Origin of the sequence: Mesorhizobium sp. M1078 (genome assembly GCF_040318615.1) — a bacterium.
Lineage (GTDB): Bacteria > Pseudomonadota > Alphaproteobacteria > Rhizobiales > Rhizobiaceae > Mesorhizobium.
Map to the genome: position 1 here is coordinate 1 of NZ_JAMYMP010000028.1, position 26,998 is coordinate 26,998.

The window sequence follows — 26,998 nt, forward strand, 5'->3', positions numbered from 1 at the left end:
CTCCGGTAGCACCAGTCGCGCCGGTCGAGCCCGTTGCACCGGTCGCGCCGGTATCACCGGTTGCTCCGGTCGAGCCAGTCGCTCCAGTAGAGCCGGTTGCTCCGGTCGAACCTGTCGCTCCCGTATCGCCGGTCGCACCTGTGGCTCCGGTTGAACCAGTAGAGCCAGTCGCTCCGGTATCGCCGGTCGAACCTGTGGCGCCCGTTGCACCGGTCGAACCAGAAGCACCCGTCGCGCCAGTCCCACCAGAAGCGCCCGTGGCGCCGGTCGCGCCAGTTGCGCCCGTTGCACCGGTCCCACCCGAAGCACCTGTCGCGCCCGTCGCACCGGTCACACCTGAAGCACCCGTGGCGCCAGTGGCGCCCGTTGCACCGGTCCCGCCTGAAGCACCCGTGGCACCTGTCGCGCCAGTCGCACCCGCGCCTGTGGCGCCCGTCGCGCCGGTCGCACCCGTTGCGCCCGCGCCGGTCGCGCCTGTGGCTCCGGTCGGACCGGTGGGGCCTGCCGGGCCTGTCGCGCCTTGGCTCGTAACAGCCAGGTTGCCGCCAACAAATGTATCACCGTTTTTGCCGTTGTTGGTAGAATCGGGGCTGAACGCGAACGCAGTTCCGCCGGCGTTGTGTATAAGCGTGCCATATATGTTAAAGCCGCTGTCATATATTGCATAGTCATGCAAAGTATCTGGGATCGAAATCGTTATAGCAAAATTTGGGGCAACAGTATTAGCCGAGGATGGAAGAACGAAGCTGCCGACAACGGTGTTGGTTGTTGTATCGATAATGTAAAATGTATTGATGCTCTTACTGCTTCCGGATGAGACAGTACCAGTGAGCGTCAAATTGCCCCCTGCCAGGACCCCAGTGTAGGCCGCCACGCCAACGGATGTCATCGGCGGCAAGCGCGAGCCGGCCGAGTTTTCGGGCATCTCCCATGAGCCGCCCAGCTTGGCTGCGCCAACCAGCGACCTGGATGCGCAAACGTCCGCGCCGATGGCCTCTTGCAGCGCCGTTACGAAGGTCTCGCCCGCAACCCCCGATGCCGTCTCGCAGCTCCACAGCCGCAGTTCACCGTCCGCGGCAAGCGCCCTGCCGATTGCGGCAAGATCCTCAGCATCTTCCTTCAGTGTAGCGGCCGACCACTCTCCGGCTGTGAAGCTAACCCGGCCAGGCGCGCCATGCGCCATAATATGGATCGCGTCGAGCCCTTCATGCCCTGCGAGCGCCGCAGCGATCTGCCGCGCCGCCGGCCAGCGGCCGTCGAGCACAATCGCTTGAACCTCGGGGCGCACGTTGCCGAGAACCGTCTGCAGGTCGGAGACTGAAGGATCGACAAAAAGAATTTCAGAGGCACGGGCCATGACTGGCTCCTGTTGGCTTCGAACTCAGTTCAAGCGGAAACCGCCCACCGGCCTGGCCGGCGAGCGCTCGGGATCAGCGGCTTGAGAGGCCTCATCTTCCGGACGGTCCGACGGCGCCGTCGGGATGTTCGACAGCGGGGCTCTCTACGCGGAGGAAGCTGCAGGCCTGGAAATTCCCGCCATCGTCAAACGTGCCAATCGCCAATGAACCGGCTGCGGCCGGAACCTTGACGGTGACAGCGACGGCGAGGCTTCGCTTGACGGCCTTGGGAAGAATGACTTGACCGACGACGGCGCTCTTGGCGGTGTCCAGGATAAAATATGGCACATTTTCGGTCGTGTCGCCGATGGGCAAGACGCCTCTCACGGCAACTTCCATGACCGCAAACCCCGTTATATAGCTCATGATTTCCTCCTCCGTCGGCAGCGGCTGCGCCGCCGTTTGTCTTGTTTCGTGCCTAGGTTTCTATCGCTGCCGAGCGTCCGCGCCAGCTGAGGCCTGTCGCAGCTTCTACCGGCGCTCGAGCCGCGTGCATTGAGCAGCCAGCAGCTCCGCACACCAACGGGCGCCGTGCAGGGCGACGAGCAATACTTCTCAAGCGCCAGGCAATCTTTGCTGGCGGTCAGGTGCAGATAATTGGGGGATTGATCGAAGCAGAAACCTGCGTTGCGGACGCATCGTTTCGCACTTGGTATCACACCGACCACAGCCAACTCCCAACACGCGTGTCAACTTGCGAGGGAAATCGACTACTTGCGAGGGAACATCAGGTTGGGAAAACGTTGGATGACGTCTTCCTTGCGCCAAACACTTTCTGCGCCCTCACGCACGAAGTGGCACTTGCTCCAGATACTCTCCTGGCTTCGCAGACAGCGCGAACCGACAGGCCTACTGCCCGGTCCACGGAAACCCTCCCATACATAAGACATTAGTAAATTATAAAATTAGCAACTTGTAAATAACCTGTTTACAATTTGTTAATTGCCCAACCACGATTTACTACCTTGGAAAACATCGAGATGGCGCGGATACGGCCAAATGCATCGAAAAATCCGGGGCTTAAGATACACCACCTTCGTTATCGACGAACGCTTGATATCGCGGCGGGGGTGTACGTAGCGATCGAGCCTACAGGGCAATTCGCAAAGCCTCGCCCAAGGTGACCGCGAGACCCTTGCTGCGGCGGAAGGTGCTGGCTAACAATGGATCACGCTGAGGTAGCATCCAGATGGCCAAGGCAGGGGAAAATGTGCATGGGACATGAAGGCCGGATAAGTCCGCACTGGAACGGATCCCTGTCCCCGACGGCACCATGGCACAAATGTAACCGCTTCAGCCCGCAGTCATGGGGGTCGAAAGTCAGCATATGACAGGCGGTAAGCGCCTCTGCCTTAACATGATCGTCAAGAACGAGATGGCGAACCTTCAATGCTGTCTCGGGGCGGTTGTCGACCACATCGACTGCTGGGTCATCGGCGACACCGGCTCGAACGACGGAACCCAGGATTTCATCAAGGCGTTCTTTGCCGTCCACAACCTGCCTGGCGAGCTGCATGAGTTCCCGTTCCACAATTTCGAGCAGGCCCGCAACGCCGCGCTCGATCACGCCTATGCCTCGCCGCTCGCCTATGACTATCTGCTGTTCGACGATGCCGACATGGAGCTGATGGTTGAGGATACGGGGTTCCGCGAGGGGCTCGACGGCCCGGGCTACCGGCTGTTGCAGCGGTCGGATTCCGGCCTGGCCTATTGGAACACGCGCCTTGTCAAACGCGACGCCGGTGCCCGCTACCATGGCGTGACCCACGAATATCTCGACGTGCCCGGTGGCGTGCAGGAACTGAGGGGTGCCTGGTACAAGGACCACGCCAGCGGCTCGAACCGGGTGGACAAGTTCGAGCGTGATGCCAGGCTTTTGCTGGACGCCCTTGAGAACGATCCGGAAAATCAGCGCTACTGGTTCTACCTGGCGCAGTCCTACCGCGACGCTGGGCGGACGGCGGAGGCGGCGGTGGCCTACGCCAAGCGTGCCGCGATGGGCGGCTGGGACGAGGAGGCGTGGAATGCCCGCCTGCAGGAGGCGCGCTGCCTGCGCAAACTCGGCGACGAGGCTGGCTTTGTTCAACAGGCGCTTGCCGCCTTCAATCAACGGCCGCAACGCGCCGAGCCACTTTATGACCTGGCACGGTTTTACCGCGAGAAGGGGATGAACGACGCCAGCGTGTTGTTCTCCGAAGCAGGGCTGGCGATCAAGCGGCCGGAGCAGGACATCCTGTTCCTCGAGGATTTCGTCTACACGACAGGCCTGCGCGAAGAGTATGCGATCGCGGCGAATTATGCGCGCGACCCGGTGCGCAAGGATCGCGGTTTCGCGACGTGCAACTGGTTAGCGCTGGACCGTAGTATCGGCGATGGACCCAGGGATCTCGCGTGGTCCAACCTGTTCTTCTATGTGCAGCCAGCCAAGACAACGATGCCGTCGTTCAGCGCTCATCCGATCGTTTTCGCTGCGCCCGAGGGCTACAGGCCGTCAAGCCCCTCGGTGGCGCGCCTGGGCAAGGAGATTGTGCTTGCTCAGGCAGCGGTGAACTACACCACAAGCGAAGACGGCGTCCATCTCCGGACGAAAGGCGGCGAGGCGATCCTCGCTCGGAATTTCCTTCTGCGGTTGACCAATGGGCTCGCCGTCCGATCGACAACCGAGATGCTGCCGCCGACAAACATGCGCGAGGCCGGCGTCGAGGACCTGCGTCTGTTCGCCTGGAAAGGTAAGCTGTGGGGCTCGGCCTCCGTCCGCGATCTGGCGGACAGCGAGGGCAAGCAGGTCATCATGCGCGTCGGCGACAGCGAAACCGGCCACCACCGGATGACCGACCTGCGCGTGCTGCCCGCGACGGGGCCGAGTGCGCACGACAGGAAATGGATGACGCAGGTCACATCAGGCGAAGCCGGCGAGGAGCGGCTGCAGTTGGTCTGTTTCGGCGATCCAATTCGGGTGGCGGATGAGCGAGCTGAAACGATCAGCGAGACCTCTCCTGGAATTGCGGCCCAACGATTCGGCGGCGTAAGCCAACAGGTCGCTTTCGCCGGCGGTTGGCTAATGTTGATTCACGAGGTGCAATGGAGACCCTCCGAGAACAGGCGATACTGCCTGCATCGGTTTGTTTGGTTCGACGCAATGAACCTGCTGCAAAAGGTGAGCCGTCCCTTTTACTTCAACGAAAAGGGCGCCGAGTTCGCTGCCGGATTGGCTTGGCATCCCGATGAGAAGCGCTTGCTGATTTCCTACAGCGTTGCCGACAGCGAGTGCTGGATCGCGACCGTCGATGAGGCGGATGTGGGAGGGATGCTAGAGGATGTGGATCGCCTGTCTTCGGGGGTGGCTGATCCAGGAACGAAGCAGACACTGTCGACGCCGGTCTTTCGCGCCCCTCCAACGAAAGCCGCGATCAAGCCTGGCCGCGCCGACGGTGGGGCCATGGGTGATGCAAACCGGGCGCCGTTGGAAGGTAAGGACTTCGGCACCGGCAGCATGAAGTCGACAGAAGAGATCTTTCATGAGCTCGCGCCGTTTCTGCGCGACGTGGATTCTCCGCTGGAACGACGGCAACGATCGCGCCAGTTCGACGCGCGGATTTATCCCTTCCTTGGCAGCGACGACACCGCACTTCCGCAGATCAACTGCTTCTATGAAGTGATGTCCGACAAAGCTGAGCATCGTACCTTGATTGGCGCCACAACGTCGATGCGAGCGGCTGGCCATCCGGTGCGGGTGTGGAGCTATGCGCCAGAGAAGCTCGAATTCCTCGTCCGGCGCGGGATCGAGGTCCGCAATGCCGACGACGTCATGCCGCGGGCCCTGTTCGAGCGCATAGTCGCCGGCTCCGAGATCAGATATTTCAGCGATATTTTCCGCTACGCCCTGCTCTACGAACATGGCGGCCTGTGGATGGATTCCGACGTGATCCTGCTGCGGCCGTTCCCCTTTCGCGGCGATCACTTTTTCAATCTGCAATGGCGGGGAGCACACAAGGGCCACTTCATCTGCGGCAACGTCATATACGCCAAGCCCTACAGCCGCCACCTCAGGGCGCTATACGAATTGTCGCTCGAGCGTTTCCAAGAAGCGCGCGGCAAGGAGTTCGGTGACATCGGCCCGAAGCTGCTCTCCGACTACATCGCGACCGTAGCCGGCGCCGAGCTGCGCGACCGGGTATTCAGCCCGATGTTCTTCAACGCGATCGATTGGACCGAGATCGACAGGTTCGATAGGCCGTTATCGGAATTGACCGATTATCTGAACGATGCCCGCGTGTTCGGTATCCACCTGTGGACGGCCCGCAACGACGCCCGGCCGGGCGGCGAGGGGGCACCGTTGATCTCGCAGCTGATCAACCCACTCGATAGTTTCCCGGCATTCACAACTCTCGCCGACCGCTTCAATACCGACAAGAACCGGCATACGGGCAACCGTCATGCCTATGCCAGGGTCTACGATCGCCTGCTGTCGGGCAGAAGGCTGGCCATGCGGCGGCTCATGGAAATCGGGCTTTGCCGCAGGCTGGCGGACAACCAGAGCGAGACACCTTCGGTCGCGCTATGGCAGAGCTACTTTCCGTTTTGCCAGGTGGTCGGCGTCGACCTGACGGACTTTTCCCGCCTGAACAATGAACGTTTCAAGTCGTTCGTCGGCGACCAATCCAAGCTGGATGATCTGCGCGGAGTCGCGGCGAAACTCGAGCCGCGCTCGTTCGACGCGATCATCGACGACGGCAGCCACGCCTCGTTCGACGAGCAGCTCACCCTGCGCGAGTTCTTCCCGCTGCTCGCGGAGGGCGGCTGGTATTTCATCGAAGACCTCGACTGGCAGCCGCCGGGCGAGGATCTTGGCAAGATCACGCTGACGAAGAACTTGCTGCGGGAAATCCAGCAGTACGGCAGCGCGCGGTCGGTCGATCCGCTGGGCGTGAGCGCGCTTGCCGGTCAGTTCGCCGAGATCCTGTTCTTCGACAGCCACTACGAGTTGAATCGGGCGAAACTGCTGGGAGGCCTGGTGGCTATCCGCAAGGGCGCGTTGGGCATGTCCGCCAGGCGAAATCTTGCACCAGCGCGTGAGTGAGCAGAGCGCCGTGAAAGTCGCTGTCTACACCATCGCCTTGAACGAAGCCGCAAACGCGGAGCGCTGGGCCAATTCGGCCGTCGACGCCGACTATCGCATTGTCGCCGACACGGGCAGCACCGACGATACGGTGGAACGGCTGACCGCTGCCGGCGTTACCGTGCACAGGATAGCGGTCCGCCCATGGCGTTTCGACGATGCCCGCAACGCCGCGATGGCACTGATCCCGCACGACGTGGATGTGTGCTGCACAATGGACATGGACCGGTTCCTTGAACCTGGCTGGCGGGCAAAGCTCGAGGCTGTCTGGACTCGCGAGACGACAGCCCTTTATTGTCAGACAGTGTACAGAGCGAGCGTCGACGACCCGACCCCACTTCGCAACTGGCCAGCGAAAAACTTTCATCATCGCTGGGGATATCGTTTCAAGAGGCCTGTTCACGAAGCCCTGGTCTTCACGGGAGAGAGGGAGGTCACGGCCAGCAGCAGCGACATTGTCATGTTCGAGGTGCAGGACCTTACCAAGCCAACAAGGAGTAGTTACCTGCCGCTGATGGAAGTGGCGCACAAGGAAGACCCCGCCGACGCACAAATCTGCTTCTGGCTCGGGCGAGACCTGATGTGGGCCAACCAGAAGGATCGGGCTGTCGAGTTGCTTGAGCGCTATCTTGCCTTGCCGACAAGCACGTGGGGCGAAGAACGAGCCGAGGCCATGCGTTATATCGCGCGTATGCGCCCGGAACAGAGCTTGTCCTGGCTGGACAAGGCGCGGATGGAAGCGCCGCACCGCCGCGAGATCTGGGCCGACCTGGCCGAAGAGCTCCACGGCAAAGCGGACTGGTTGAATCTGTTTTGGGCTTGCACCAACGGTATCGAGAGGACGCACCGCACCGGAAGCTATCTGGACGATCAGAACTGCTGGGGATTTCGGCTGTTTGACCTCGGCGCCATCGCGTCATGGCATCTCAATGCGATGGACCGTGCGGTAGAATGGGGGCAAAGGGCACTTGAACTCGACTCAGTTAACCAGAGACTCAAGAACAATCTAGAGTTTTTCGTTCGGCTGCGGGAGGAGGAGCGGACCGGAGATATCGAGACACGAGCACCCACAGATGCCGCAGCCACGCAACGCGGCTGAGCCGCAAATGCAGATCTACTGCGAAGGGCTAATCTGGTTCATGCGACTCTGCGTGGGCGCCTGCTTCGCAGGATGTCACTTCATGTGTTGATCCGAACCGATTCCTCGGGTCGTTCATCGCTGATCGCCAGAGGTGGAAGGCACACATACGCTTTCAGCGACGGCATTACCCCATTCATGATGCAGTCAATTCCAGCATTGTTCAGCCTCAGGCCGAATCCCGCGAAATCGATGATCATCGGCCGTATTGGAAGGCACCAGTCGAGCAGCGCGCGTGCCCCGTTTGGAGAAACTGAATAACATACAAGACCCAAAAGATGGTGTGCTCGCAGAAGAACGGGTTCCGTTTCGGCCTCTTGAAAATCCTGGACATGTGTCATCACCTCTCCAGAAAAGAACTCAAGCCTCGCGCCAGTTCCGCCTGGGAGGGCATCCAGCCAAGCGTAACACCGCAGGCTTGCGCTCCAAAGGATGAAGTCCCAGTCACGAATGTTAGCCAACAGTGAATGCATGTGCGGTTCGAAATGACGAGAAAAGATGGCATCGTCTTCGGCCACGGTTATTGCCTCACTCCGTCGAACAGCTTCTTTCCAGAGCGCGACGTGAGAAACGGCGCAGCCCAAACTTCCAGCCGCGTAATCTAGATCCGGCGAGATGATTTTGTCCTGTACAAGCCGATCACGGTCCACAAGTCGACCATCAGTTCCAGGAAATCTCCGAATACTTCTAAGATGATCGTTCGTCTTACGAAATCTCTCGAGACGATCAACGCTGCGATCAAGGTTGATTACGTGAACGTGATCTATCATTCGTCTCACCGTATCCTCGCCAGGCAGTGATTTTCGTTCTCACATGTAACGGACTGAGCGCGACCAATTCAAAAATCGTTGACTGGACGACGCAGGCATCTCCGTCAAAAGTATGGATCAATCTCCAAGACCTCGGTAATTGTGGCAAACTTTCGCGTTGCCGACTCGGAAAAAGCGATAGCCCTGTCGCGCCGTTTCGTAAAAAGAGCGTCAAACTCAACGGCGTCGCCGTCGAAATGCGGAATTTGCTTGATGTGCCGTAGGGAAAATCCGAAAAGTCCAAGCATATCGATGATATCACCGAGTAGTTTCTGACCTTTGTATATAGGGACTACGTGCGTCTCCAGTTCGATGGCCAGGCAATTTTCCAGAAGGTGCCCAAAGCCCAGCAGAACTTCGTATTCAAGACCTTGAACATCTATCTTCATCACGTCCGGCGACGGAGCGGCGTGCCTTCGGAACAAATCGTCATATCGAACGCATTCGACGTCCTGCGTGCCGACCACGACAAAAATTGGCGCTACCGAATACTGCTGCAGCACGTCGAAGTTTGGCTCCCTCAAGGAGGAGCAGCTTGTATCCGCTGTAATGTGGAGCTTCTGAACGCCTGTGGTGTGGGCCAGCGCCTTTTCTATTACCTGAGCGCCGGGGATTCGGCCAAGGGTTTGCCTTAGCACTGCAGCCTCCGACGGTATGGGTTCGAAAACCACCGGCGTAATCTGATCGGCTCTCAGCATCCACTTGAGTTGCAGGCCCCCTTGGCCACCGACATCGACAAGCGTAATGCGCTCCTCTGCTGGCGTACGGGACAATTCAGGATACGCGTCAAACGTCTCAACCAGAACGCTGACGAGGACGAACTGTTCGCGTCCAGTGCCAGCATAGAAGGGGTGGCGGTTTTTGGAGCAGCCGATGGACAGGGTTGAATGGCAGCTCAGGAATGTCGCCTCTACCTCAAGTAGCCCCTCGGAACTCTTTTCAACCGCTATGCTCCTGCAAATGCCATCATTGACTATGGACCCGTCCGCAGAAATTTCCGCTACATCGATGGAGCCATAGTGATGGATGTAGAAATTGGCGGTAGCGTCAGGGCGAAATTTCAGCAAACATTTCAGCCTGATAGTTCTAAATAGAAAAGCTGAATTATGGAGGCGCAACAGGTGCCAGTTGTGCCGCTCCGTATCCGAGACGACAAGGGATCCGTCTTCAAGGCGAACTGATATTTCATTCGCCACCTGCCAACTTGAAAAAGCATCCCCTGTGTATGTTCGCGAAAAAATGGCCTCGCCCACTCCTCATCCCCCATTTCCCGAGCCTTCGCCTTCGTGGACTGACATGGTATTTTAAAACGTGGCGGTCGGATATTGGGAATCGAAGCGCGGCGGCGGGATATCGTTACACTGTTTGGGGGCGACAGCTTGATTTCCGCTGCGCTGACCGGATCGGACCCGCCAGCAATAACTATGCCGCCATGACGCGGCCGACCAGTGTACCCCCGAAGTTGCTTTGCGCTCCAATCGACTATCAGCCGCACCTTGCTGATCCTCGAAAGCGAATTTTGCCAACATAGACAAGAAAGGGTTCGGTCGGCGACCCGGTCTAGAACTCCCCCTTAACTTGTTGCCCTCATATCGGATGCCATTTCAACGGAGCGCACGCCATATTGATGGCACAATCGACATCGTCATGCGGCTTTGAGGCCGAAACACGAAAGTCGATAGTGTCAATCAAAAGTGGATAACAACTGGGTACCGAGACCTTGGGGTTATCGAATCGTAGAGATCTGGTTCTTCTTTGCTCAAAATTGGACACAGTCGTGCTAATGTACGGGCTGCGCGCCGATCGGTCGCACAGGATGTCAAGTCGTCGTCCGGCATCGGCAGTTGATACTACGCACACATCGATAAGTGACCAAATACAAAGGCCGTGGCGGGGGCAAGTTGATGGGTGTCGATATATACGTTATGGATTTTCTCCTGAAATTCCGCGGGCGGTCTCTTGGCGAAACCTTGTGGTTAGGACGTCAAGGTTACCACATTCACGACAGCACCTTGGGAAACTCCGTCCTTCGTTCATATGACAGACGAGTATCGATCGAAAATATCAAGGGAGAAACGGGATATTGCGAGGAATTATTCAAGTATCTGGGAAGCAAGGCGATAAGGTCACTCGATTATTCTGACTTCGAAGGAGCCGAGATCACTCACGACTTGAACGATCCGATTCCTGATGAACTTGCAAATCAATTCGACTGTATTTTCGACGGCGGGACGATTGAGCATGTGTTTGATACGCGAATGGCATTTTCGAACGTAAAGAGGATGCTAAGAGTCGGCGGCATATTCTTGATGGTGGACGGCGCAAATAACTTTCTTGGACATGGCCTTTACCAGTTTAGTCCTGACTTGTTATGGCGAACATTCTCTCGCGAAAACGGGTTCGAGATAGAGCTGATGCAATTGGTCGACGACGTGGGGAAGCCCAATCCACGAGACGTTCCCGACCCGGCTGTTCTCGGACAGCGCTCAAACATGACAATGAGCACTGCTAGAACATACGTCCTCATGGCAGCCAGGAAGACATTCGAGATTTCTGACGGCGAGCAGAAAGTTTACCAAAGTGATTACCTTGCGGCGTGGCAAAGGTCAGGAACGGATGATTGAGCGCGCAGCCAGCAAGGCGTTCGCAAACCGCGGCCAAAAGCTTGTTTGACACGCGCCGTGCGTCCCGACCCTTTGCCTTACGGATCAGGTATTCTAAGTTCGAGCGGTCGGACATCAGGAACCCAATTGCGGCGACGAGATTTCGTTACACTGTTTGCGGGCGCAGCGATCCGCAACTTGATCCCAGCGGCATTGACGCAGCCGGGAAGAGCAGGCACAAGCTACGCGGTGTCCGTGCCGCCCCTTGCCGTTCCCTCCACCCTACTAACCGCCCCGATCGAACTCGCCGGCGACTGGGGTCACATGCTTCCGCGCTCCGCAGATCAGGTCGTCGAGCGCACGCGGCACGCCTGCCTGGATGGCGTCCGCCTGCTCTCCGATCGCCAGCCGACGCGACTTCGTGTCGACGAGCACACTTCCGGGCAGCCGGCGATCTGGCTGCACCCCGACGGCAGCAGCATGGCGTGGATCATTGTCGACATAGGCGAACGCGACTGGTCAAAGCTCGCCTACCAATTCGGCCATGAGCTCGGCCACGTCATGGCCAACAGCTGGCAGGCGGACGCCAAGCCGGCGCCGCCCTGTCAGTGGCTCGAGGAGGCGTTGGTCGAGGCCTTCTCGCTGCGCGGTCTCGGTCGCTTGGCAAAGGACTGGAAAGAGAATCCGCCATTTGCCGGCGACAACGCGTTCGGCGATGCCATCGCGGCGTATCGCGACAACATCGTCCGCGGCTACGCGGCGCTCGCCGACAGCCAGGGGCTGAGCCGCGACGCCGCTGCCTGGTTCGGCGACCATCGAGGCGAGATCGAAATACCCGGCCTCAATCCGTTTGCTCAAGCAATGTCCCGAACCATCCTGACTGAGTACGAGGCGGCGCCCGACTGCATCGAGGCGCTGGGCGCAATCAACCGATGGCCCGGCCGCACAGGTGTACCGATCGCCGAGTATCTGAAGCGATGGGAGGCGAGTTGCGCCGAACTGCAAGCCTCGCCCCGACTGCCGGTCCGGCTGCGCGAACTGCTGCACATTGCTTGATCGGTAAGGGGGTGACGAACAAACCAGCCATCTCTGATCTTCGGAACTGCACCGAAGGAGGCAATTGCGAGCGTTGACGCGCACGAGACAGCATCCTTCCGCGAAGCCTTGCACGGGCCGCGGCAGACCAATGGCGGCCATTGAGGCTTCCTTGATCGTCTCCCGAAGACGTTCGACTTGGCCGGCATGATCACCGGATTGATCCGAAGCAGGCACTCCCCCCTTTGCGAGCGTACTGCTTTAGAATGATCTAATATAGTCGATTGCATGGCAGTCGTCGTTCCCGGAGCGGTATATGGTGTGTAATCGTTGGTTGCCAAACCATTAATTCAAAGTGGTGCGCCGGGAGAGCTTGTCATGAAACTATCGAACCTGATCAAACGTTACGACAATGTGGAAAGAGCCACCGAGGAACTCGAGACAGAGCTAGTCGAGGCTTTGAACATCTCCCTGAGCCTTGACGAGGTGTCACCATCAGACGACGGCAGTGCCTCGAAAGACAGCCTCGCAATAGGGACCGATGCCCTGCAACCCGAGGGCACTCCCAATGAAACCCCTCGCCAGCTAACTTCGCATACGCAGAGCTGGCTGGCTGCTTTGAGCTCATTTGAGATGCTCTTTCAGGATGCGGAAGGCCATTTGGAGGATGTCAAAGCCAAGCTAATGGAGGTTGCAACTTCGCACCACTACACACGCGAATTTTTTCAGATCCTTCAAGCGGACTTCTTTCGTGCCAACGAACTGGAAGTGGCAAATGCCAACCTGACGAGAGAACACATGGTCCTGTCCGAACAGCTGCACGATGCGATGAGGAAGCAACGTGAGCACGACAGCGCGTTCGGAGCCATACAGCAGCGCGAAGTATGCTTGGTCCAGGACAGGGACGCTCTTCGTAGTGCGCTCGCCGCCGTAAGGCTGGAACTTGTAGAAGCGGCCAATACCATCGCATTAAGGGAGGCGGACTTCGGCGAGGCGGCCAAAGCTCTTTCGGCCAGAACAGCCGAGGCCGATAGACGGGCGCGCGAAAACGATACCTTGCGAGAAAAGCATGTCAGACTCTCGATCGACCTCGACAAGGCGCAAAAGCGGGAAGCTGAGGCGAGGCGGAGGCTTGATGAGCTGTCGACGATCCACGCCAACGATGCGGTGCGGCATTCCGAACTGCTGGCTGCGCTCGGCAAGAGCGAGAAGGACGAAACGCGGTTGCAGAAGTCGCTTGAGATCGCGCAGGCGAAACTGTCGGAAATGGCAGAGGCCGCACGCATCATGGAAGATGACACGGGAGCCGAACGTGCTCGCAGTCTCGCAGAGATGCGAGGTTTGCGATCTGAAATTCAAAGTCTTCAATCGCGACTGGATGCGGCAACGAACGAGGCAAGCGTAGCATCCAGTGAAATCGCCAGGCTGACGGCTCAATGGAGCGATACCATGGCCGAAAAGCAGGTTGCGGATGAAAGGTATTCTGATCTCTTGAAAGAGAGCGAAGCCCACATGACGAACCTTTCGAAGCTGACTGCGGACCTCTCGCACATCTCGGCGCAATACGCCTCCGAGCAGATGCAGCACGAAGTCCAGAGGCAGGAATGCGAAGATTTGCGGGCAGAAATTGTTGCGCTTGGTACGCGGGTCAAGGAGTTGCTGCCCTATGAGCGTTTGCACAAAGTAACGAGCGCAAGGGAGCGTGAGGGCGTTGTTGGTGTTGGCAGCATGGCAGTGGAACCAACCCGCTCCACAACCAGACGACGTTCCCGCCCGAGCTTGCGTGCAGCGTCGTAGGGAGCGACGGCGGTACTGATGCTGGTGGTCACAAAGTGATCCTTTTGGGCGCACAATCCAGCGCCCGGCGTTCCGTTCACACTTGGCTCTATTAGAACCGAAGACAGCAAAGCAGGCGTGCGAACTTTGTCTGGCCCGCTCGTTTTTTCCGACCTCAAGGAAGCAGCGACGCAACCGCCGCATCACAGTTCCGCAGCGCAGCAAGCGCGGGTAGTTGAAGTCGATCTTGCCTTCGAGAAGTTTGGCAGCGACACATCTGCTTCACCACCAGCAGAGATCACGAAGGTCATAGAGGAGGCCCTTCGAGCGCAGGGCTGATGGGTTGACAATTGATCCGGTGTGATCGTGCTGCGGTGCTACTACAACCATGAACGCCCGACGGGCGCATCACCCATTCAACGCTTCGACTTCGTCAGGTCGCAACTTTGAGTGTGAGATCGTCGAGCCCGCGCCTGGGCATGGTCGAGAAGGACGTCGAGGTCCTGCTCAATGGGACATTCTTGCCGATCTTTCATCTTTGACGAAACCCCGGCCGGCGTGGACGTCGGAACCAAACGTGAGGTCTACGGCCTTTTTTGCCGAGCTGTTGAGTGGCGCAGCGATCCTTTGATCTCGTCCTACCTGACGGAGGTCTATGAGTCAGCGATCGCCGTGTTGTCACCTGTCGCGGACGCGCTGCCTGAACTTTCGAAAACCCCGGTTCAGTCAGCCAGGACGACGTCCTGGCTGCCGCCATTGACAACTAGAGGAGAACTCCATTTCTGACACGGGCGCAATCAGGTGCGGACTGCAGCGTGTCCGTTTTGGTCGCCTTACAGTCGGCTTCGCCTATCAAGTTTCGTGGATGGCCGGGGCGCGCGCGTGTGCCTGGCGTGGTCGCGGACCGTTATCCCGATGGCGACGCCCAGACCTACGGCAAGGCCCACGACAATCTTGGCGACCATATCGAGGGCGAAGGCGCGGACAGGGCGCCACGCGTATTGCGGCTCGCTGCGAGCGGTTGGGGGAGAGATCGTCAAAGATTGTTTTCCGGCAGTTGCGCGACCTGACCTTCTGGCAACTGGGCTCGCTCGGCGGCGCGACCTGGCCGAAGATCGCTTCCGTCGGACCGATCATCGTTTTGGCGGTGGCGGCGATGCCGTTCCTGGCCAAAGGCCTCAACGCGCTGGCGCTCGGCGAGGCGACGGCCGGCCATCTTGGTATCCAGGTACCACGGCTGAAATACACCGCGATCGTTAGCGTCTCGCAGCGGTCGGCGCCTCTGTCGCAGTCAGCGGAGGCATCGGTTTTGTCGGCATCCTCGTGCCGCATCTGCTGCGGCGGCTGATCGGCCCGGACATTCGCTATCTCTTGCCGGCATCGGCGCTGCTTGGCGCCTGCATGCTGCTGATCGCCGATGCCGTTGCCCGATTGGTCGTGGCGCAGGCCGAGCTGCCGATCGGCATCGTCACCGCGATCGCCGGCGCGCCGTTCTTCCTCTGGATTCTGCTGCGCAAGCGCGGCGTAGTCGACTTGTGAGATTTGAAACCTATGAGGCCGGCATGATCGAAGCACGCGATGTCTCGGTAGCGATCGGCGGCAAGCGCATTGTTACCAATGTCGATTTCGTCGCGAGGCCGGGCCAAATTGCCGCCATCGTCGGACCGAACGGCTCGGGTAAGACGACCTTTTTGAAGGCGTTGTCGGGCGATCTGGCGTTTGCGGGGACAGTGGCCGTCAACGGGCGCGATCTCACGGCGATGAAGCCGGTGGAGGCCGCGACCGTGCGTGCCGTGCTGGCGCAGGCATGGTCCGATCCTGATCGAACCGTATTCGATGTGAACGGGCGCTGAGTGCCGAAGCCGCCTGCGCAGTCCGGTTGGGGTCCGACCGCGCCGTCCTATTCTGGGACAGCGCGGTCAACGTTTCGCTAAAATGGTATGAGGTAATTAAGTGCGTGCTAATTGAATCGCCGTTCGCGATTCGGTGCATGCATGCTTGTCCCAGCAGTTGGTTTCGCTGCGCTGGGTTGGTGGTGCTGTGAAAACTGATTCATTTCAGCGCTAACAAAGTGACACCGCTCTTGCATAGATATTTGCCGGCTGACCCCGGTCCTGATCCGATCATTGATCCAGGTCAGGCTCGCCGGGCTCGAGGTGGTCGGGGTATCGCCCGGCGAGCTGTCTACCAAGCACGGAACGCTCTGGCCGCGGGGACGGCCCGGCTTTCTTTGGGGGTAGAGAGCAGCCGGGCCTAACCGGCTGGGGACTGGGGACATGGCCGGCTGCCAAGTTATATATGCTGATGCTAATATGAACGCACCACACCTTTATGGACTAAGCGAAGGTGGAGCATGCTCGACGAGTCGGTGGCGACCTGTTGTGAGCGTGTTTGAAGCGCCTCACTGCTCAACGGTGTTTCACCACAAAAGCCAAGACCAAGGCGCTGGCCTGGGCGAAAAAGATCGGCGACAGGTGAGGGTCGACGAGATCACCCCGAAGCGCTAATCGCCATTCTGGGCGGAAAAGTTTGGGGCCGGCGCCCTCCTTTTGAACCTGAACAAACCAGAAGGGCGCCGAGCCTTTTTACCAGACAGCGCTTTGAGGGAAGCGGCGCCGAGTAGCAGGAGTGTATCTCTCTCGTTAGAGTTGTTGGAACACAGCCTTTTGGACGATGGCCCGCAGCGAACACTTGAGAAGATGGCCGGCGCCTGGTCCGCCGCAGTTGAAGTCATGACCTATTCGGTCGATCGGCGTTATGGCGTCATCACCTAGGAGGCCCCGCGCGCAAGCTGGCTGCTGCCGGGATCGCTTGACATCTTGGGGTGGAGAGTGGTCAGCGGGAACGCGCGCCCGCAGAACCCTCCGAGTGAATTCGAGAACACCGACTACACGCTGAGTTCGGAGCCCCTGGACTAACATCGACGCTGGCCTAATCCACCTGTTGGATGAACTCGTGGGTGCTGAGTGTCTCAATGGTGTTGTACGTCGGTGAGTTGACAGCGCCGCCATTGACTAAGCGATGCTCTTTCGTTCTCGGCCTATCTGTCGGCCACTCATGGCGTCGAAGCCGACCATATTCTGGTATTCAACCACGGTATTCCTGTCCGCTGGTGCCACAGCATCTGTAGCGTCCAAGTTCCTGCGTCATTTCTCGTCCTATTCGGCCAGTCGCCGCGATCCCCAGGGCAGCATCGCCGATCATGTGCAAACGCAAGCCTCGGCCCGGCTACCCAATAACAGTGGGGAGATCGTTGCTTGCAAAGACAGCATCATCGGGCGTGTGAGGCACCTGCGCCGCGAGGAAGGCTTGCGTCATTCCTCTGCAAGATTTCAGGGAGGCGCTTGCCGCCCAAGGGTGGCGCGGTTTAAGACGATCCCCGGCGATTTGTCGATGCTGCGTGGCCGGCTTGTCGGGCATCATCGGCCGCCTTTAGATGAGACACCGCCGTCTCGACGGGTAGGCTCGGCGGTGTTCGGTTTTTCTTCGGTTCTCTTCGTCCAAAGCGTGTGGAAAAGCGCGAATGAAAACAGGAAATATCCAACCTGGAATATGATCAAAATCAGCAAGGTCCATGCAAGCGACTTCCAGAACGAACCCGTTGCTAGGTAAATCCATAACGCCACCACGGTCGACGTGGCAAACATCCCGACCAGGAATCGCGGAAAAAACATTTATGTTCAATGCCGCCCCATAATTGGACCGACCGGTCTCTCGTCTACTCCCAGAAGCATTTAAGATTTCACTAAATTAATTATTGCGCAAGCGCCATGCTGAGTTAATGAGTCCTGCGCCAATCTGGATGACGCCGGCCAGCACGGTTGCAGCCAGCAGATACTACAGGACGTGGTCGCGGACCACCGTGACACAGGACCACCGCTGTGGCCGCCGTGGCCGCTGAAATCATGCCCGGCCGGCCGCCGGTTATTACGGAAATCACGCAATCGAAAACGAAGCATAGAGCCCGATTTTTGGTCAACGCCGGCAATGATCGAGAACGCGATCGCCTCGGGGATAAGCGCCGGCGCGACAACGAGGCCTGCGAGCAGGTCACCTCGGATGTTGCCGAACCACTGGTCGCGATAGCCATGCAAAGAAAACATTGGATTCCGGTCAAATTACTAACCGCACGGACCAAACGGGGCCTGTCCTGCAAAAAGCGTCATGCGGTTGAGTTGTCCGGCGGATTGGCGGCCGGAAGAGCCACCCGGAGTTTCACCGGGTCCAATCGAGATGACGCACTTAACACATATCCCGCACCGCGGAGCCGGTTCGATGCGCAACGCGCCGTCAGGTGATCACTGCGAGCTCGTCATTTGAGACCGTCTCGAGGCCATTCGCGCCGTGCTACGCGAGGCGGATATCTGGATCATTCATGAAGTCGATCCTCAGATGCTGCTTAAACCTGGCGGCTATATCATCGCGCGCACGAGGCAGATCCTCTTCTTTCAGCCGCGCTACATGGTTCACATGCTGGGCGCTGATCCGGCCGCGCTTTTGGAGGCGCTTCTGAAGGTCGTGGTCATGAAGGATGCGAATGGGATTACGGTGAGATGACCCTTCTCGGGCCGCTGTTCGACCGCTATCGTCACCATGAATTGTCGGCGCTCGGGTGAGAGCTCGATTGATCTACGCCGCAATCGCCGCCAAGTTGACCTGAGGACCGCGCGCGGGCTGCTTCGCAACGGCACGGGCGGTCAAGTCGGCGGCAGCGGGCCGCAATTCGGTTCAAACGAAGTTGGGTTGCGCAGGGGAGAGATGCAGGAATAATTTGTTGCCATGTCGGACCTCACGATCCTCCCCGTCTCCATTTCCTCTGACCTCGGCGCTCTCGCTCTCGAAGTCAGGCGCAAGGTGTTCATGGTGGAGGGAACGTGCCGGAGGCACTGGAACGGGACCGCTACGACGTAGACGCCATTCACCTCGTCGCAATGCAAGACGGCGATGTGGTCGGCACGCTGAGCTGCGCCATGCAGCTCGGCCATTAATATGAGGATCGCCAGTGCGTTGACGAAGCCGGTCATGACCGAGCGTGAGACGAAGCGCATCACGTAGCCAAGCTTGATGAGCCGTCAGCATGGACGACGATGCAGCCGTCGCATCGAGCAGTGACTGCTACGGCGAGCGCAATCAGCTCCCGCGTCTTGACCGAAAGCTTCTGCGTTATCTCACCGGCAGTGCTGAGAATCTTGTAGCCTTTGAGCGTATCCGGCGTGCGTCTGCCCCAATTCGCGGATGCGGCCAAGCAGCTGTTTGTGATGGCCATTCCGATCGATCATCACGACCGAGCTCCTTCGTTGGTGGAAGCGATGATCCACAAAAGCGAAGTTGCCACGCAAAGGAAATTGCCGATCCGCGTTTAGGCCCTATGCATTTTCGTCTGGGGTGGACCGTCGGGCTCGAGAGCGCAGGATTTCTTGCGATGCCAGCGGCGAGGAGTCGCGCTGCCGCCTGCACGCGCGGCGTGTTGCGAACCTCGGCGTGAATGCCCATCCAGATCTCGCGCGCCGGGACGGGCAGGGGAGTGTTCACCCAAACGAGGACAGTCGTGTTGTCTCCGATGTAGCGCGGCAGGCAGGCTAGGCCGGCGCCGGCTACCGCCGCATGTGCGTGTGCTTCGCGACTATCCGTCTAGCACGGTGCTAACTGCGTCGTAAGCGATCTCTTCGAGCCAGGCGAGATGGGCAATCGCATCCAGCTCGCCACTCGTTGCAATGATGGCATGACCTGCAAAGCCTGCCCCGAAGTCTGGCTCGCGATGCCGGCTGAGATAGGCTGAGGCGGCGTAAAGACCAAAGGCCAAGCCACCGAGTCGCCGCTGGACAACCTCGCCTTGGCCCTGGCCTTCCGGTTGGGCTTTACGCGGGCCTTAGTCGCCGCGCCGCCCGTTGGGGCGGGACCAGATCAGGGAGAAGGTGTCACCTTCCTCGCCGTCGCAGAGGTTGGCGTAGATGGGCGTTGAAGTTCGGATCGTCGAGCTTGGGCCCAGATAGTCGCGTCTCCCCCGGGAGACATCGCCTCCGGTGGACAGCTTATCGGAACCGAATCTCGCGCGTTGTCACTTCGCGGGTCGGGTCAAAGCGGGTATCCTGCTATAATAAGACGTGGAACGACTTAGCATAACCGGCGCGGGGACCGATAGTCCCAGGTTCTTCAATATTGATTCGTGGCTCGCCGCACCGAGTACGCTTTCGAGATCTCCATGCCACTTGCTGGAGACGGGGCTTCCTGCCCTGGTCGGCACAAGCGCAACGTTGCGTCCGCGCAATTGGTGCATACTCGGCATGATGCCGGTCAGCAGCGACAAACGATGCTATCAACCAAACGCATGAAACTCACCGGTACATACACCGGCTACTTGGGTTTTTCCTCAAGCTTTTCATCCCCGAAAGAATTGCCTCCAAGCTGCGGCTCGATATCCGAAGCTTGACGATCCTATCCCAGATCCGCCTCACGTCCGCACCCTCAGCGCCTGCTCCAGCCTGTCGGCAATCTGTGTGACAATATAGGCAATCACCATATAGATCACGACGGCAATCACGAAGGCTTCAAGGTAGTAGTAGTTCAGAGCCGCGGTCAACTGGGACTGGGCGAAGATATCGACAACCTCTATGGCGAATCCGAGAGAAAGGGCCTTCATGATGACCATCATGGAAGTTGTCAGGTCAGGAATTGCCGTGAGGGCCACCTGGGGAAATAGGATACGTCGGAACAGTTGGCCGCTCGTATAGCCCAGCGAATGGGCTGCGTCCGACTGACCGGTGTCGAATGCATTCAGGGCTCCTTTGATAATCTCCGATTGGAACGCGGCGACACAGCCGGTAATCGCAACTACAAGGATGACCCAATTTGGAGTTTCGTGGGCGTTGAAGTTGATCCCGAGCAATGAGAACAGGAACTGGAATGCGGGCGGCAAACCGAAATAGGCGAGGAAGATCACGATGACCATGGGAACGCCCTTGAAGACGATCTTGTAAGTCATGATGAGCTCTCGCAGCACCGGCACCCGTCTGTATTCGATAAGCGCGAATATGCTGCCGACTATCGTCGACAGGACGAAAATCATGAGCGCCATTCCAATTGTCACGGGTACGGCACTCAGAATTTCCTGCGTGTCCTGGAGCAAAATATCGGTATCAAACATCGTTGAATACCCTTACGTCAGACGCTCGCAAGGAGCTGGTTCTTGATCGGAGTTGTTGTCGTCGCCTCAGGCGCTTGCATCGGAGATCGAAGCTCGAAGAAGCGTACGATGAGCCATGCGACCAGGCACATCAGCGAATAGATGACCGCCAGGACGAGGTAGGTTTCGAACTGGAACTGGTTGTAGTCGCGCTCCATGATCAGATGCGCAGTCGCCATGACGTCGGCCGCCCCGATGTACATGACCAGCGCAACGTTATGGATCAGGTAGATGATGGAGTTCCCATAGCCCGGCAAAGCGAAGTGCACCGCTTGCGGGCCGATGACGCGAGTAATTTTCTGTCGGAACGTATATCCAAGGCTGTCGGCCGCATCGTGCTGGCCGCGATCGACGGCCAGGTATGCGGGCCGCATGACTTCCGACAGATAGCCGCCGTGGTAGAGGCTCAACCCCACCATGGCAGCCATCGTCGCTGAAATAAAATCTTTGGCGCCGAATAGGATCACCAACAGCGGAAGCCCATAAAACGTGACGAACAACTGCAGTACGACAGGAACACTGCGGGCATAGGACACGTAGAGGTCCACCAGGTGACTGATGACTGGCACTCTGCGGACCCGGAGGGTTGTCGCGATGAGAGCCAGGCAGGACCCGGAAATGAGGGCTGTAAACGTGATGGCGAGCGTCAGCGGCAGTGCCGAGAGCAACTCGGGAATCATAGCAGATACATCCACTTTGAAACGCTCCTTCTTGCAATTCAGCCTTGCCGCTGACTAGCGCATATGGTCGTCGACGGCCGTGCTATTTCATGTACTGGACGATGCCCTCGCCGAACCACTTCTGCGAGAGCTTTTCGATCGTGCCGTCGTCTTTCAATTCCTTGAGAACCTTGTTCACATCGTCGGCCAGAACCTTGTTCTCGTCAGATCGGTGGATCAGCATGTAGGTGTTGTTGCTGAACACTGGTTCGGACGCCACGATATCGAGTTTCTTTTGCTCGATGACGGTCTGCTCACCGAGATTCGACGGCAGGACGAGAGCGTCGAACTTGCCGTTCTGAACTTCGTCAAGCCGGTTCGGGTAGGGGATACCGGCACTCGATGCCGTGACTTCGAGCTTGTATTGCGGGTTTTCTTTCTGCCAATTCATGATGAATTTGTAGGTCCCGCCGCCGGCCGTGGTCGGAACGATCCTCTTGCCGACCAGGTCTTTCATTTCCTTAATGCCGCTGTCTTTCTTGCTGTAGATCTTCATCAGGCTGGCGCCCATGGGATTTTCCGGAATGAGGAACTGCTTGGAGCGCTCGGGCGACTTGTAGTAGCCACCGACCGCGATGTCGTACTTGCCCGTGGCGAGGCCGGTTTCCTGGGCAATGTCGGAGACACCTTCCATTTCGAACTTGTACTGCGGCAGCTTTGCGTTGATCGCCTTCAGAAGATCGGGCTCATAGCCTTGCGGCTCGACGCCGATCGCGCCCCATGCCAGTGGCTTGGATTCGGCAGACGTGGCGATCTTGATCGTCCGAACGGTCTGGCCATGGCTGATCCCCGCTGTTGCAAGGGCAATTGCGATGCCGCCAGCGATGGCCAGGGCATAGCGGCGAGAAAAACTGGATATGATTGCAGACATTTCTTAAGGTTCCCTTCTTGTTGGATTATTGAAAAGCGAGTTCTGACTGCAGAAATTGAGCAAGTCGTGGGCTGGACGGTGCGTCGAAGATATCAGCCGGGCTGCCATCGGCGGCGACCACGCCACGGTCCATGAAGACGATCCGGTTGGAGATGTTCCTTGCGAATTGCATCTCGTGGGTCACAAGCAGCGAAGTGATCCCTGACGAGGTGACGTCCTTGATCACCTTCAGGACTTCACCGACGAGTTCTGGATCCAGCGATGACGTAGGCTCATCGAAGAGTATCACGTCGGGACGAACCGCCAGGGCGCGCGCAATGCCGGTGCGCTGGAGCTGGCCGCCCGACAGTTGGGAGGGATAGCTGTCTCGCTTCGGGGTGAGGCCGACCCGCTCGAGCTCCCGCAAGGCGATCTCCCGCGCCTCGTCCGCGGACTTGCGCTGCACGACGACCAGTGGATCCATCACGTTCTGCAGGACCGTCATGTTCTTGAAGACGTTGAATTGTTGAAAGACCATCGCCGTTCGCAACCGGATCGCCTGGACAGCTGTTTTGTCGGCACGCTGGTAATCCATCCGGATCTGATCGAACGCGATGGTTCCTGACGACGGCTTGGCCAGGTAGTTGATGCATTTCAGCAACGTGGTCTTGCCGGTGCCGCTGGGGCCGATGATCGAAACCACGTCACCCCGCTTTACCGAGAGATTGACGCCGTTCAGAACCTGCGTGCTTCCGTAAGACAGCTTTACATCTTTGAGTTCAAGCATTGCTGGTTGGCCCTTCGGAAAGTGTGAGACGGACTGCTTCGACCGCATGCGACATCATCACCCGCTTTCCGCATGGCCGAGAACGTGCATCAGCCGGTTCGCCCAGCCGAAGATCGATATGGCGTGGATCAGGTCGATAATCTCGCGGTCGTCCATGCCGACTGATCGAAGCGCGGCGATATCGTCTGCCGTCGCTTCCGACGGGGCCGCCGACAGGCGGCGGGCAAAACTGTAGATTGCCGCATCGCGTGGGCCGAGCGCTTCAGGTTTATCGAGATAGAGCGCGGTGACCACTTCGTCGTTCTTGGTCAGCTCTGCATGCCTGCGAGCGTGAACAACGGCGCAGAATTTGCAGCCATTGACGGTGGACGCACCTAATGCACCAAGCTCGCGGTCAGGGCGGGCAAGCCCGCCTTCGACATACATGATTGCGTTGAACAGAACCGTGCGGGCAAGGTAGCTCTCAGGGTCATGCGCAAGGGTGCGCACATATTCTGAAACTTTCTTGGCTGATGGCGTGACCTTCATCGCTTCAAGCTGTTCCGGCGTGGCCTCGGATAGCTCGACCGGCGCTATGTACGGATGCCAATTCAAGGGCTTCAGGCGCACCGCGGAAATCATGCCGTCCTCAACAATCGCAGGCCGGTTGCCACCCGCGTCTGGAAATTGACGAAGGCGATGAGCTCGGAAAGGGCGACGATCTGAGGATTGTTCAATCCAGCTTGGGCGAGCAGGGCGATGTGGCCCGCTTCCGCCTTTTTCGGTGTCAGCGTAATCAGGTCCACATGACGTGCGATGGTCGCCAATGGCTCTTCCAAATCCGTTTCCCCCTGGGCTAAGGCCAGAAGCTGCTCAGTCGGATCGAGCTGAGCCAGCTGCACATCATATTCGGCCATCAGGACCGGATCGGCATTCAGAGCGGCCATGCGACGGGCCAGAGCAACCCTCAAATTGGGCGCAAGCCCTTGGTCGTTTGCTGGCTGCAGAACGGACAGGCGGCATTCTTCTGCCCCTCGCACGAATTCCGGCCGAAATCGCCGTGCGGCGAAAAGGGCGTCGTCCGGGGAAATACCGGCGGCCTTGTCCATTGCGTCGATCACAACGCGGCCTCCTTCTGTAGCAAGGGTGTGGAATCGACCCATTCGTCGCCCAGAAGTTCGGGCGTGTCGTAAGCAATCAGATTGTCGAAGTGGGTTTCGACATCTTCGGCAAACAGCGATGCGGCAATGCCGCGGACCATACGGTCGGCACCGGCGCTGACGGCTGGGATATCGCCGGAGACCTTGCCGTGCGTCAGCATGGCGGCGTCGTTGAAGCAGTGGATATGCGACAGCATCGGGCAGGAGCCGGGAACGCGTTCGCGAAATTCGAAGGCGGGACCAAGATCCGGCGCGTCCGACATGCCTGCACGCGGCAGCCCCATATCCGGCGTATATCGGCCATCCGACCAGGTGCGGATATGTGGCGCGAGGGCTGCAAATTCCGGGCGGCCGTCGAAGTCATTTGAGAAGCCGGTTGCCGCGATCAGGAAATCGTAGCGCATCGGACCTTGTGTGGTTTCGACCAGGAGGCTTCCCGCATCTTCCTTGACCGCGACGATGCCGCAGTCGAGAAAGAACCGAGCATTCGAATGCCGAGACACGCGAAGCGTCGATGAACGCGGCGGCGGCGTCTGGGTGGAGGCGGTGTAGTCGAAGAACTTCCACTTCCAGGCATCGGGCAATTCATGCATGCCGAGTACAACACCCGGGCTGCCGATGCCGGTCAGCTTGTTGATGCGCGGCATCTCCTTGCGCCGGATCAACATGTCGACAGAGCCGGCGCCCGCCTCGAGTGCGGTCGCAGCATTGTCCATGGAAGAGGCACCGGCGCCGATAACTGCCACACGCTTGCCTTTCAGCGCATCGAAATCGATGTCGTCGGCAGAATGGGCCCAATAGGCGCGATCGATGCCGTTGAGGAAATCGGGCACGGCAAAACCGCCCAAACCGGACCGACCGGTGGCCAGAACGAGACGACGGGTTAGAACCCGGCCGGTTTCCGCGCCCTCGATGTCGATCGCAATCAGATCTCCAACGGGTGCCAGTCCGGTCATGCGCGCGCTGTTTCGCACTGGCAGACCAAGAACCCTGCGGTACCAGACCAGGTAGTCCATCCACTGGCCCTTGGGGATCTTGTCCAGCGACAGCCAGGCCTCGACGCCCCATTGCGCCGTGAACCAGGCGCGGAACGTCAATTGTGGCAGGCCGAGCGACGGACCGTTGAGCGTCTTCGGCGACCGGAGCGTTTGCATGCGGGCAAACGTTACCCATGGTCCTTCGAGCCCGGCCGGAGCCGCATCGTAAGCGACGACGTTGGTAATCCCGGTAAGCACCAGCTTTGCAATGGCTGCAAGTCCGCACATGCCAGCGCCAATGACAACGACATCACGGACCGGGGCGCCCTCATGCATGCGTGTGGGGACCCAAGGCTTGGCAGGCAGCTCAAGCAAGTCGAGATCCTGCGCGAGCTGGGCTTCCAACGCGGCAAGGCCTGTCGATGCTGCCGGGGTGGGAGTATGCTTCATATTCCAGTTCCGTTATTTGTGCCCGACGCGGGATCGTTCACCAATTGGCTGGCCAAGGCCGGATCGAGCTTCTTGAAACCAACGATCGATCGTTCAGCCACCGCTTCGACCGCATCCATCAGCGCCTGCGCGACTGGGCGAAGGGGACGTTTTGAGGCAGCCACAACGCCCCAATAAAAGAGAACGGTTACATCGATCGGGCGAATGACGACCCCAGGCAGGGCGACGCCATAGGCCGTGAGGGGATCGATGACGGCCGCGACACCAGTATGGCGCACGATCTGCAACGCGCCGTAGGCAGTATTGGTCCGGATCACCGGGCCGGTGTCGATGCCCCGGGCAGCGAGTGCCTTGGCGACATGCAACTGAAACCGCAGCGGATTGAGCAACGTAGCCACGCGACGACCCGCAAAAGCCGAAAGCGGTATGACATCAAGTTCAGCCAGCGCATCGTCCTCCCGCACGGCAGCAACATCAGGCGCCGAATAGAGCCGTAGGACATCCAGACCGGGCGTATCGAGCGGCAGGCTTGAAAACCCGATCTCGGCACGTCCGCTGCGCACTTCCTGGGCGACGATCGAGGGAAGAAACTGCCCGAGATGCGTCTCGTGCGGAAGCTCGACACCCTTGAGCTCGGCCAGGGCCGCCGGGATCAAGCCGGTGCCGATCGCGGAAGTTGTGACAATCTGCAGGATCCGACCCCGGCCGGCGGCGATCATCTTGGCCCGCGCTGCAAGTTCGGTGAAAGACATCAACAATCGCCGCGCTTCCTCCTCGAATGCGACACCCTCTTCAGACAGCTGCACCCGTCGACCGATCCGATGCAGCAATTCGAAGCCAAGTTCGGCCTCGAGCTCCTGAATGGTGCGTGTCACCGAAGGTTGGGAACGCCCGAGCATGTCAGCCGCCTTGGTAATGCTGCCGCTGGCAGCAACCGCAAGGAAGGTCTGAAGGTCCCGGGTTTCCATGTTCTCCCTACATGCGTAATTCGTATGATTGACATCGTCTCATTCATT

At 58.9% G+C, this 26,998-nt stretch carries 21 protein-coding genes, 4 pseudogenes and 1 other annotated feature; of the genes and pseudogenes, 9 read left to right on the forward strand and 16 right to left on the reverse strand.

Annotated elements, in window-relative coordinates:
* The coding region (locus tag NKH38_RS25805; RefSeq protein ID WP_352904581.1) for a DUF4347 domain-containing protein at window positions 1-1,357 on the reverse strand (1,357 nt) is incomplete at its 3' end.
* A gap of 91 nt (window positions 1,358-1,448) precedes the next feature.
* Window positions 1,449-1,763: a hypothetical protein gene (locus NKH38_RS25810; protein WP_155923361.1), complete on the reverse strand. Its 315-nt coding sequence runs from the start codon at window positions 1,761-1,763 to the stop codon at window positions 1,449-1,451.
* Between the two features lie 991 nt (window positions 1,764-2,754).
* On the opposite strand from NKH38_RS25810, the gene NKH38_RS25815 reads away from it, so the two are divergent.
* Window positions 2,755-6,477: a glycosyltransferase gene (locus NKH38_RS25815; RefSeq protein WP_352764108.1), complete on the forward strand. Its 3,723-nt coding sequence runs from the start codon at window positions 2,755-2,757 to the stop codon at window positions 6,475-6,477.
* Between the two features lie 10 nt (window positions 6,478-6,487).
* Window positions 6,488-7,615 (forward strand): tetratricopeptide repeat-containing glycosyltransferase, encoded by a 1,128-nt coding sequence (locus tag NKH38_RS25820; RefSeq protein WP_023730056.1) that lies wholly within the window; start codon window positions 6,488-6,490, stop codon window positions 7,613-7,615.
* 80 nt (window positions 7,616-7,695) lie between these two features.
* Here NKH38_RS25820 and NKH38_RS25825 read toward each other — a convergent pair whose 3' ends face one another.
* Both NKH38_RS25825 and NKH38_RS25830 read right to left on the reverse strand, forming a co-directional pair.
* Window positions 7,696-8,424, reverse strand: coding sequence for a glycosyltransferase family 25 protein (locus tag NKH38_RS25825; protein WP_081726976.1), 729 nt, complete (start codon window positions 8,422-8,424; stop codon window positions 7,696-7,698).
* Between the two features lie 104 nt (window positions 8,425-8,528).
* Window positions 8,529-9,716: an FkbM family methyltransferase gene (locus NKH38_RS25830; RefSeq protein WP_156941378.1), complete on the reverse strand. Its 1,188-nt coding sequence runs from the start codon at window positions 9,714-9,716 to the stop codon at window positions 8,529-8,531.
* Between the two features lie 615 nt (window positions 9,717-10,331).
* Here NKH38_RS25830 and NKH38_RS25835 point away from each other — a divergent pair.
* From NKH38_RS25835 to NKH38_RS25855, 6 genes and pseudogenes are all read left to right on the forward strand, one after another.
* Complete coding sequence (locus NKH38_RS25835; protein WP_050589264.1) at window positions 10,332-11,087, forward strand: methyltransferase domain-containing protein; 756 nt, start codon at window positions 10,332-10,334, stop codon at window positions 11,085-11,087.
* A gap of 303 nt (window positions 11,088-11,390) precedes the next feature.
* The gene (locus NKH38_RS25840; RefSeq protein ID WP_352764104.1) at window positions 11,391-12,122 is read left to right on the forward strand and encodes a hypothetical protein; all 732 of its coding nucleotides are present in this window, start codon (window positions 11,391-11,393) and stop codon (window positions 12,120-12,122) included.
* Window positions 12,123-12,479: 357 nt separating this feature from the next.
* Window positions 12,480-13,898, forward strand: a complete 1,419-nt coding sequence (locus tag NKH38_RS25845) for a coiled-coil domain-containing protein (protein ID WP_352764102.1) — start codon at window positions 12,480-12,482, stop codon at window positions 13,896-13,898.
* A gap of 504 nt (window positions 13,899-14,402) precedes the next feature.
* A pseudogene (locus tag NKH38_RS33470) lies at window positions 14,403-14,663 on the forward strand (hypothetical protein); the annotation flags it as partial.
* Between the two features lie 265 nt (window positions 14,664-14,928).
* Window positions 14,929-15,416: pseudogene (locus NKH38_RS25850) on the forward strand (FecCD family ABC transporter permease); the annotation flags it as partial.
* 23 nt (window positions 15,417-15,439) lie between these two features.
* Window positions 15,440-15,730 (forward strand): ATP-binding cassette domain-containing protein, encoded by a 291-nt coding sequence (locus tag NKH38_RS25855; RefSeq protein WP_352764100.1) that lies wholly within the window; start codon window positions 15,440-15,442, stop codon window positions 15,728-15,730.
* A 1,566-nt stretch (window positions 15,731-17,296) separates the two neighbouring features.
* Here NKH38_RS25855 and NKH38_RS33475 read toward each other — a convergent pair.
* Window positions 17,297-17,551: an exopolysaccharide production repressor protein gene (locus NKH38_RS33475; RefSeq protein WP_023699083.1), complete on the reverse strand. Its 255-nt coding sequence runs from the start codon at window positions 17,549-17,551 to the stop codon at window positions 17,297-17,299.
* Between the two features lie 166 nt (window positions 17,552-17,717).
* A pseudogene (locus NKH38_RS25865) lies at window positions 17,718-17,980 on the reverse strand (SulP family inorganic anion transporter); the annotation flags it as partial.
* Between the two features lie 70 nt (window positions 17,981-18,050).
* Window positions 18,051-18,106 (reverse strand) — a sequence feature (sul1 is cis-regulatory element that is thought to sense ions involved in sulfur or methionine metabolism; They are found in Alphaproteobacteria).
* Between the two features lie 106 nt (window positions 18,107-18,212).
* Here NKH38_RS25865 and NKH38_RS25870 point away from each other — a divergent pair.
* Window positions 18,213-18,434 (forward strand): DUF302 domain-containing protein, encoded by a 222-nt coding sequence (locus NKH38_RS25870; RefSeq protein WP_502896648.1) that lies wholly within the window; start codon window positions 18,213-18,215, stop codon window positions 18,432-18,434.
* 490 nt (window positions 18,435-18,924) lie between these two features.
* On the opposite strand, the gene NKH38_RS25875 is transcribed toward NKH38_RS25870, so the two are convergent.
* From NKH38_RS25875 to NKH38_RS25920, 10 genes and pseudogenes are all read right to left on the reverse strand, one after another.
* Complete coding sequence (locus NKH38_RS25875; RefSeq protein WP_352764097.1) at window positions 18,925-19,143, reverse strand: carboxymuconolactone decarboxylase family protein; 219 nt, start codon at window positions 19,141-19,143, stop codon at window positions 18,925-18,927.
* A gap of 603 nt (window positions 19,144-19,746) precedes the next feature.
* Window positions 19,747-19,875 (reverse strand): annotated as a pseudogene (locus NKH38_RS25880) (DUF736 family protein); the annotation flags it as partial.
* A gap of 453 nt (window positions 19,876-20,328) precedes the next feature.
* Window positions 20,329-21,021: an amino acid ABC transporter permease gene (locus NKH38_RS25885; RefSeq protein ID WP_352445343.1), complete on the reverse strand. Its 693-nt coding sequence runs from the start codon at window positions 21,019-21,021 to the stop codon at window positions 20,329-20,331.
* Between the two features lie 17 nt (window positions 21,022-21,038).
* Complete coding sequence (locus tag NKH38_RS25890; RefSeq protein ID WP_352764095.1) at window positions 21,039-21,755, reverse strand: amino acid ABC transporter permease; 717 nt, start codon at window positions 21,753-21,755, stop codon at window positions 21,039-21,041.
* Between the two features lie 67 nt (window positions 21,756-21,822).
* The gene (locus NKH38_RS25895; RefSeq protein WP_352445346.1) at window positions 21,823-22,650 is read right to left on the reverse strand and encodes a transporter substrate-binding domain-containing protein; all 828 of its coding nucleotides are present in this window, start codon (window positions 22,648-22,650) and stop codon (window positions 21,823-21,825) included.
* A gap of 25 nt (window positions 22,651-22,675) precedes the next feature.
* Window positions 22,676-23,416 carry an amino acid ABC transporter ATP-binding protein gene (locus NKH38_RS25900; protein WP_352445348.1) on the reverse strand — a complete coding sequence of 247 codons (741 nt, stop codon included), beginning with the start codon at window positions 23,414-23,416 and terminating at the stop codon, window positions 22,676-22,678.
* A gap of 57 nt (window positions 23,417-23,473) precedes the next feature.
* Window positions 23,474-24,037, reverse strand: coding sequence for a peroxidase-related enzyme (locus NKH38_RS25905; RefSeq protein WP_352445350.1), 564 nt, complete (start codon window positions 24,035-24,037; stop codon window positions 23,474-23,476).
* A complete protein-coding gene (locus tag NKH38_RS25910; RefSeq protein ID WP_352460629.1) occupies window positions 24,034-24,516 on the reverse strand; it encodes a CMD domain-containing protein in 483 nt (160 codons plus the stop codon). The genes NKH38_RS25905 and NKH38_RS25910 overlap by 4 nt, the downstream gene beginning before the upstream one ends.
* Complete coding sequence (locus tag NKH38_RS25915; RefSeq protein ID WP_352504255.1) at window positions 24,513-25,982, reverse strand: NAD(P)-binding domain-containing protein; 1,470 nt, start codon at window positions 25,980-25,982, stop codon at window positions 24,513-24,515. The genes NKH38_RS25910 and NKH38_RS25915 overlap by 4 nt, the downstream gene beginning before the upstream one ends.
* Window positions 25,979-26,950: a LysR family transcriptional regulator gene (locus tag NKH38_RS25920; RefSeq protein ID WP_023669872.1), complete on the reverse strand. Its 972-nt coding sequence runs from the start codon at window positions 26,948-26,950 to the stop codon at window positions 25,979-25,981. Before NKH38_RS25920 ends, NKH38_RS25915 begins: the two co-directional genes overlap by 4 nt.
* Window positions 26,951-26,998: the final 48 nt, after the last annotated feature.

Excerpts from the sequence above, each read along its gene's own strand:
- NKH38_RS25810 (WP_155923361.1), bottom strand. The coding sequence starts at position 1,763 with ATGAGCTATATAACGGGGTTTGCGGTCATGGAAGTTGCCGTGAGAGGC.
- NKH38_RS25815 (WP_352764108.1), top strand. The coding sequence starts at position 2,755 with ATGATCGTCAAGAACGAGATGGCGAACCTTCAATGCTGTCTCGGGGCG.
- NKH38_RS25825 (WP_081726976.1), bottom strand. The coding sequence starts at position 8,424 with ATGATAGATCACGTTCACGTAATCAACCTTGATCGCAGCGTTGATCGT.
- NKH38_RS25840 (WP_352764104.1), top strand. The coding sequence starts at position 11,391 with ATGCTTCCGCGCTCCGCAGATCAGGTCGTCGAGCGCACGCGGCACGCC.
- NKH38_RS25845 (WP_352764102.1), top strand. The coding sequence starts at position 12,480 with ATGAAACTATCGAACCTGATCAAACGTTACGACAATGTGGAAAGAGCC.
- NKH38_RS25855 (WP_352764100.1), top strand. The coding sequence starts at position 15,440 with ATGATCGAAGCACGCGATGTCTCGGTAGCGATCGGCGGCAAGCGCATT.
- NKH38_RS33475 (WP_023699083.1), bottom strand. The coding sequence starts at position 17,551 with ATGTTTTTTCCGCGATTCCTGGTCGGGATGTTTGCCACGTCGACCGTG.
- NKH38_RS25875 (WP_352764097.1), bottom strand. The coding sequence starts at position 19,143 with ATGGCCATCACAAACAGCTGCTTGGCCGCATCCGCGAATTGGGGCAGA.
- NKH38_RS25885 (WP_352445343.1), bottom strand. The coding sequence starts at position 21,021 with ATGTTTGATACCGATATTTTGCTCCAGGACACGCAGGAAATTCTGAGT.
- NKH38_RS25895 (WP_352445346.1), bottom strand. The coding sequence starts at position 22,650 with ATGTCTGCAATCATATCCAGTTTTTCTCGCCGCTATGCCCTGGCCATC.
- NKH38_RS25900 (WP_352445348.1), bottom strand. The coding sequence starts at position 23,416 with ATGCTTGAACTCAAAGATGTAAAGCTGTCTTACGGAAGCACGCAGGTT.
- NKH38_RS25905 (WP_352445350.1), bottom strand. The coding sequence starts at position 24,037 with ATGATTTCCGCGGTGCGCCTGAAGCCCTTGAATTGGCATCCGTACATA.
- NKH38_RS25915 (WP_352504255.1), bottom strand. The coding sequence starts at position 25,982 with ATGAAGCATACTCCCACCCCGGCAGCATCGACAGGCCTTGCCGCGTTG.
- NKH38_RS25920 (WP_023669872.1), bottom strand. The coding sequence starts at position 26,950 with ATGGAAACCCGGGACCTTCAGACCTTCCTTGCGGTTGCTGCCAGCGGC.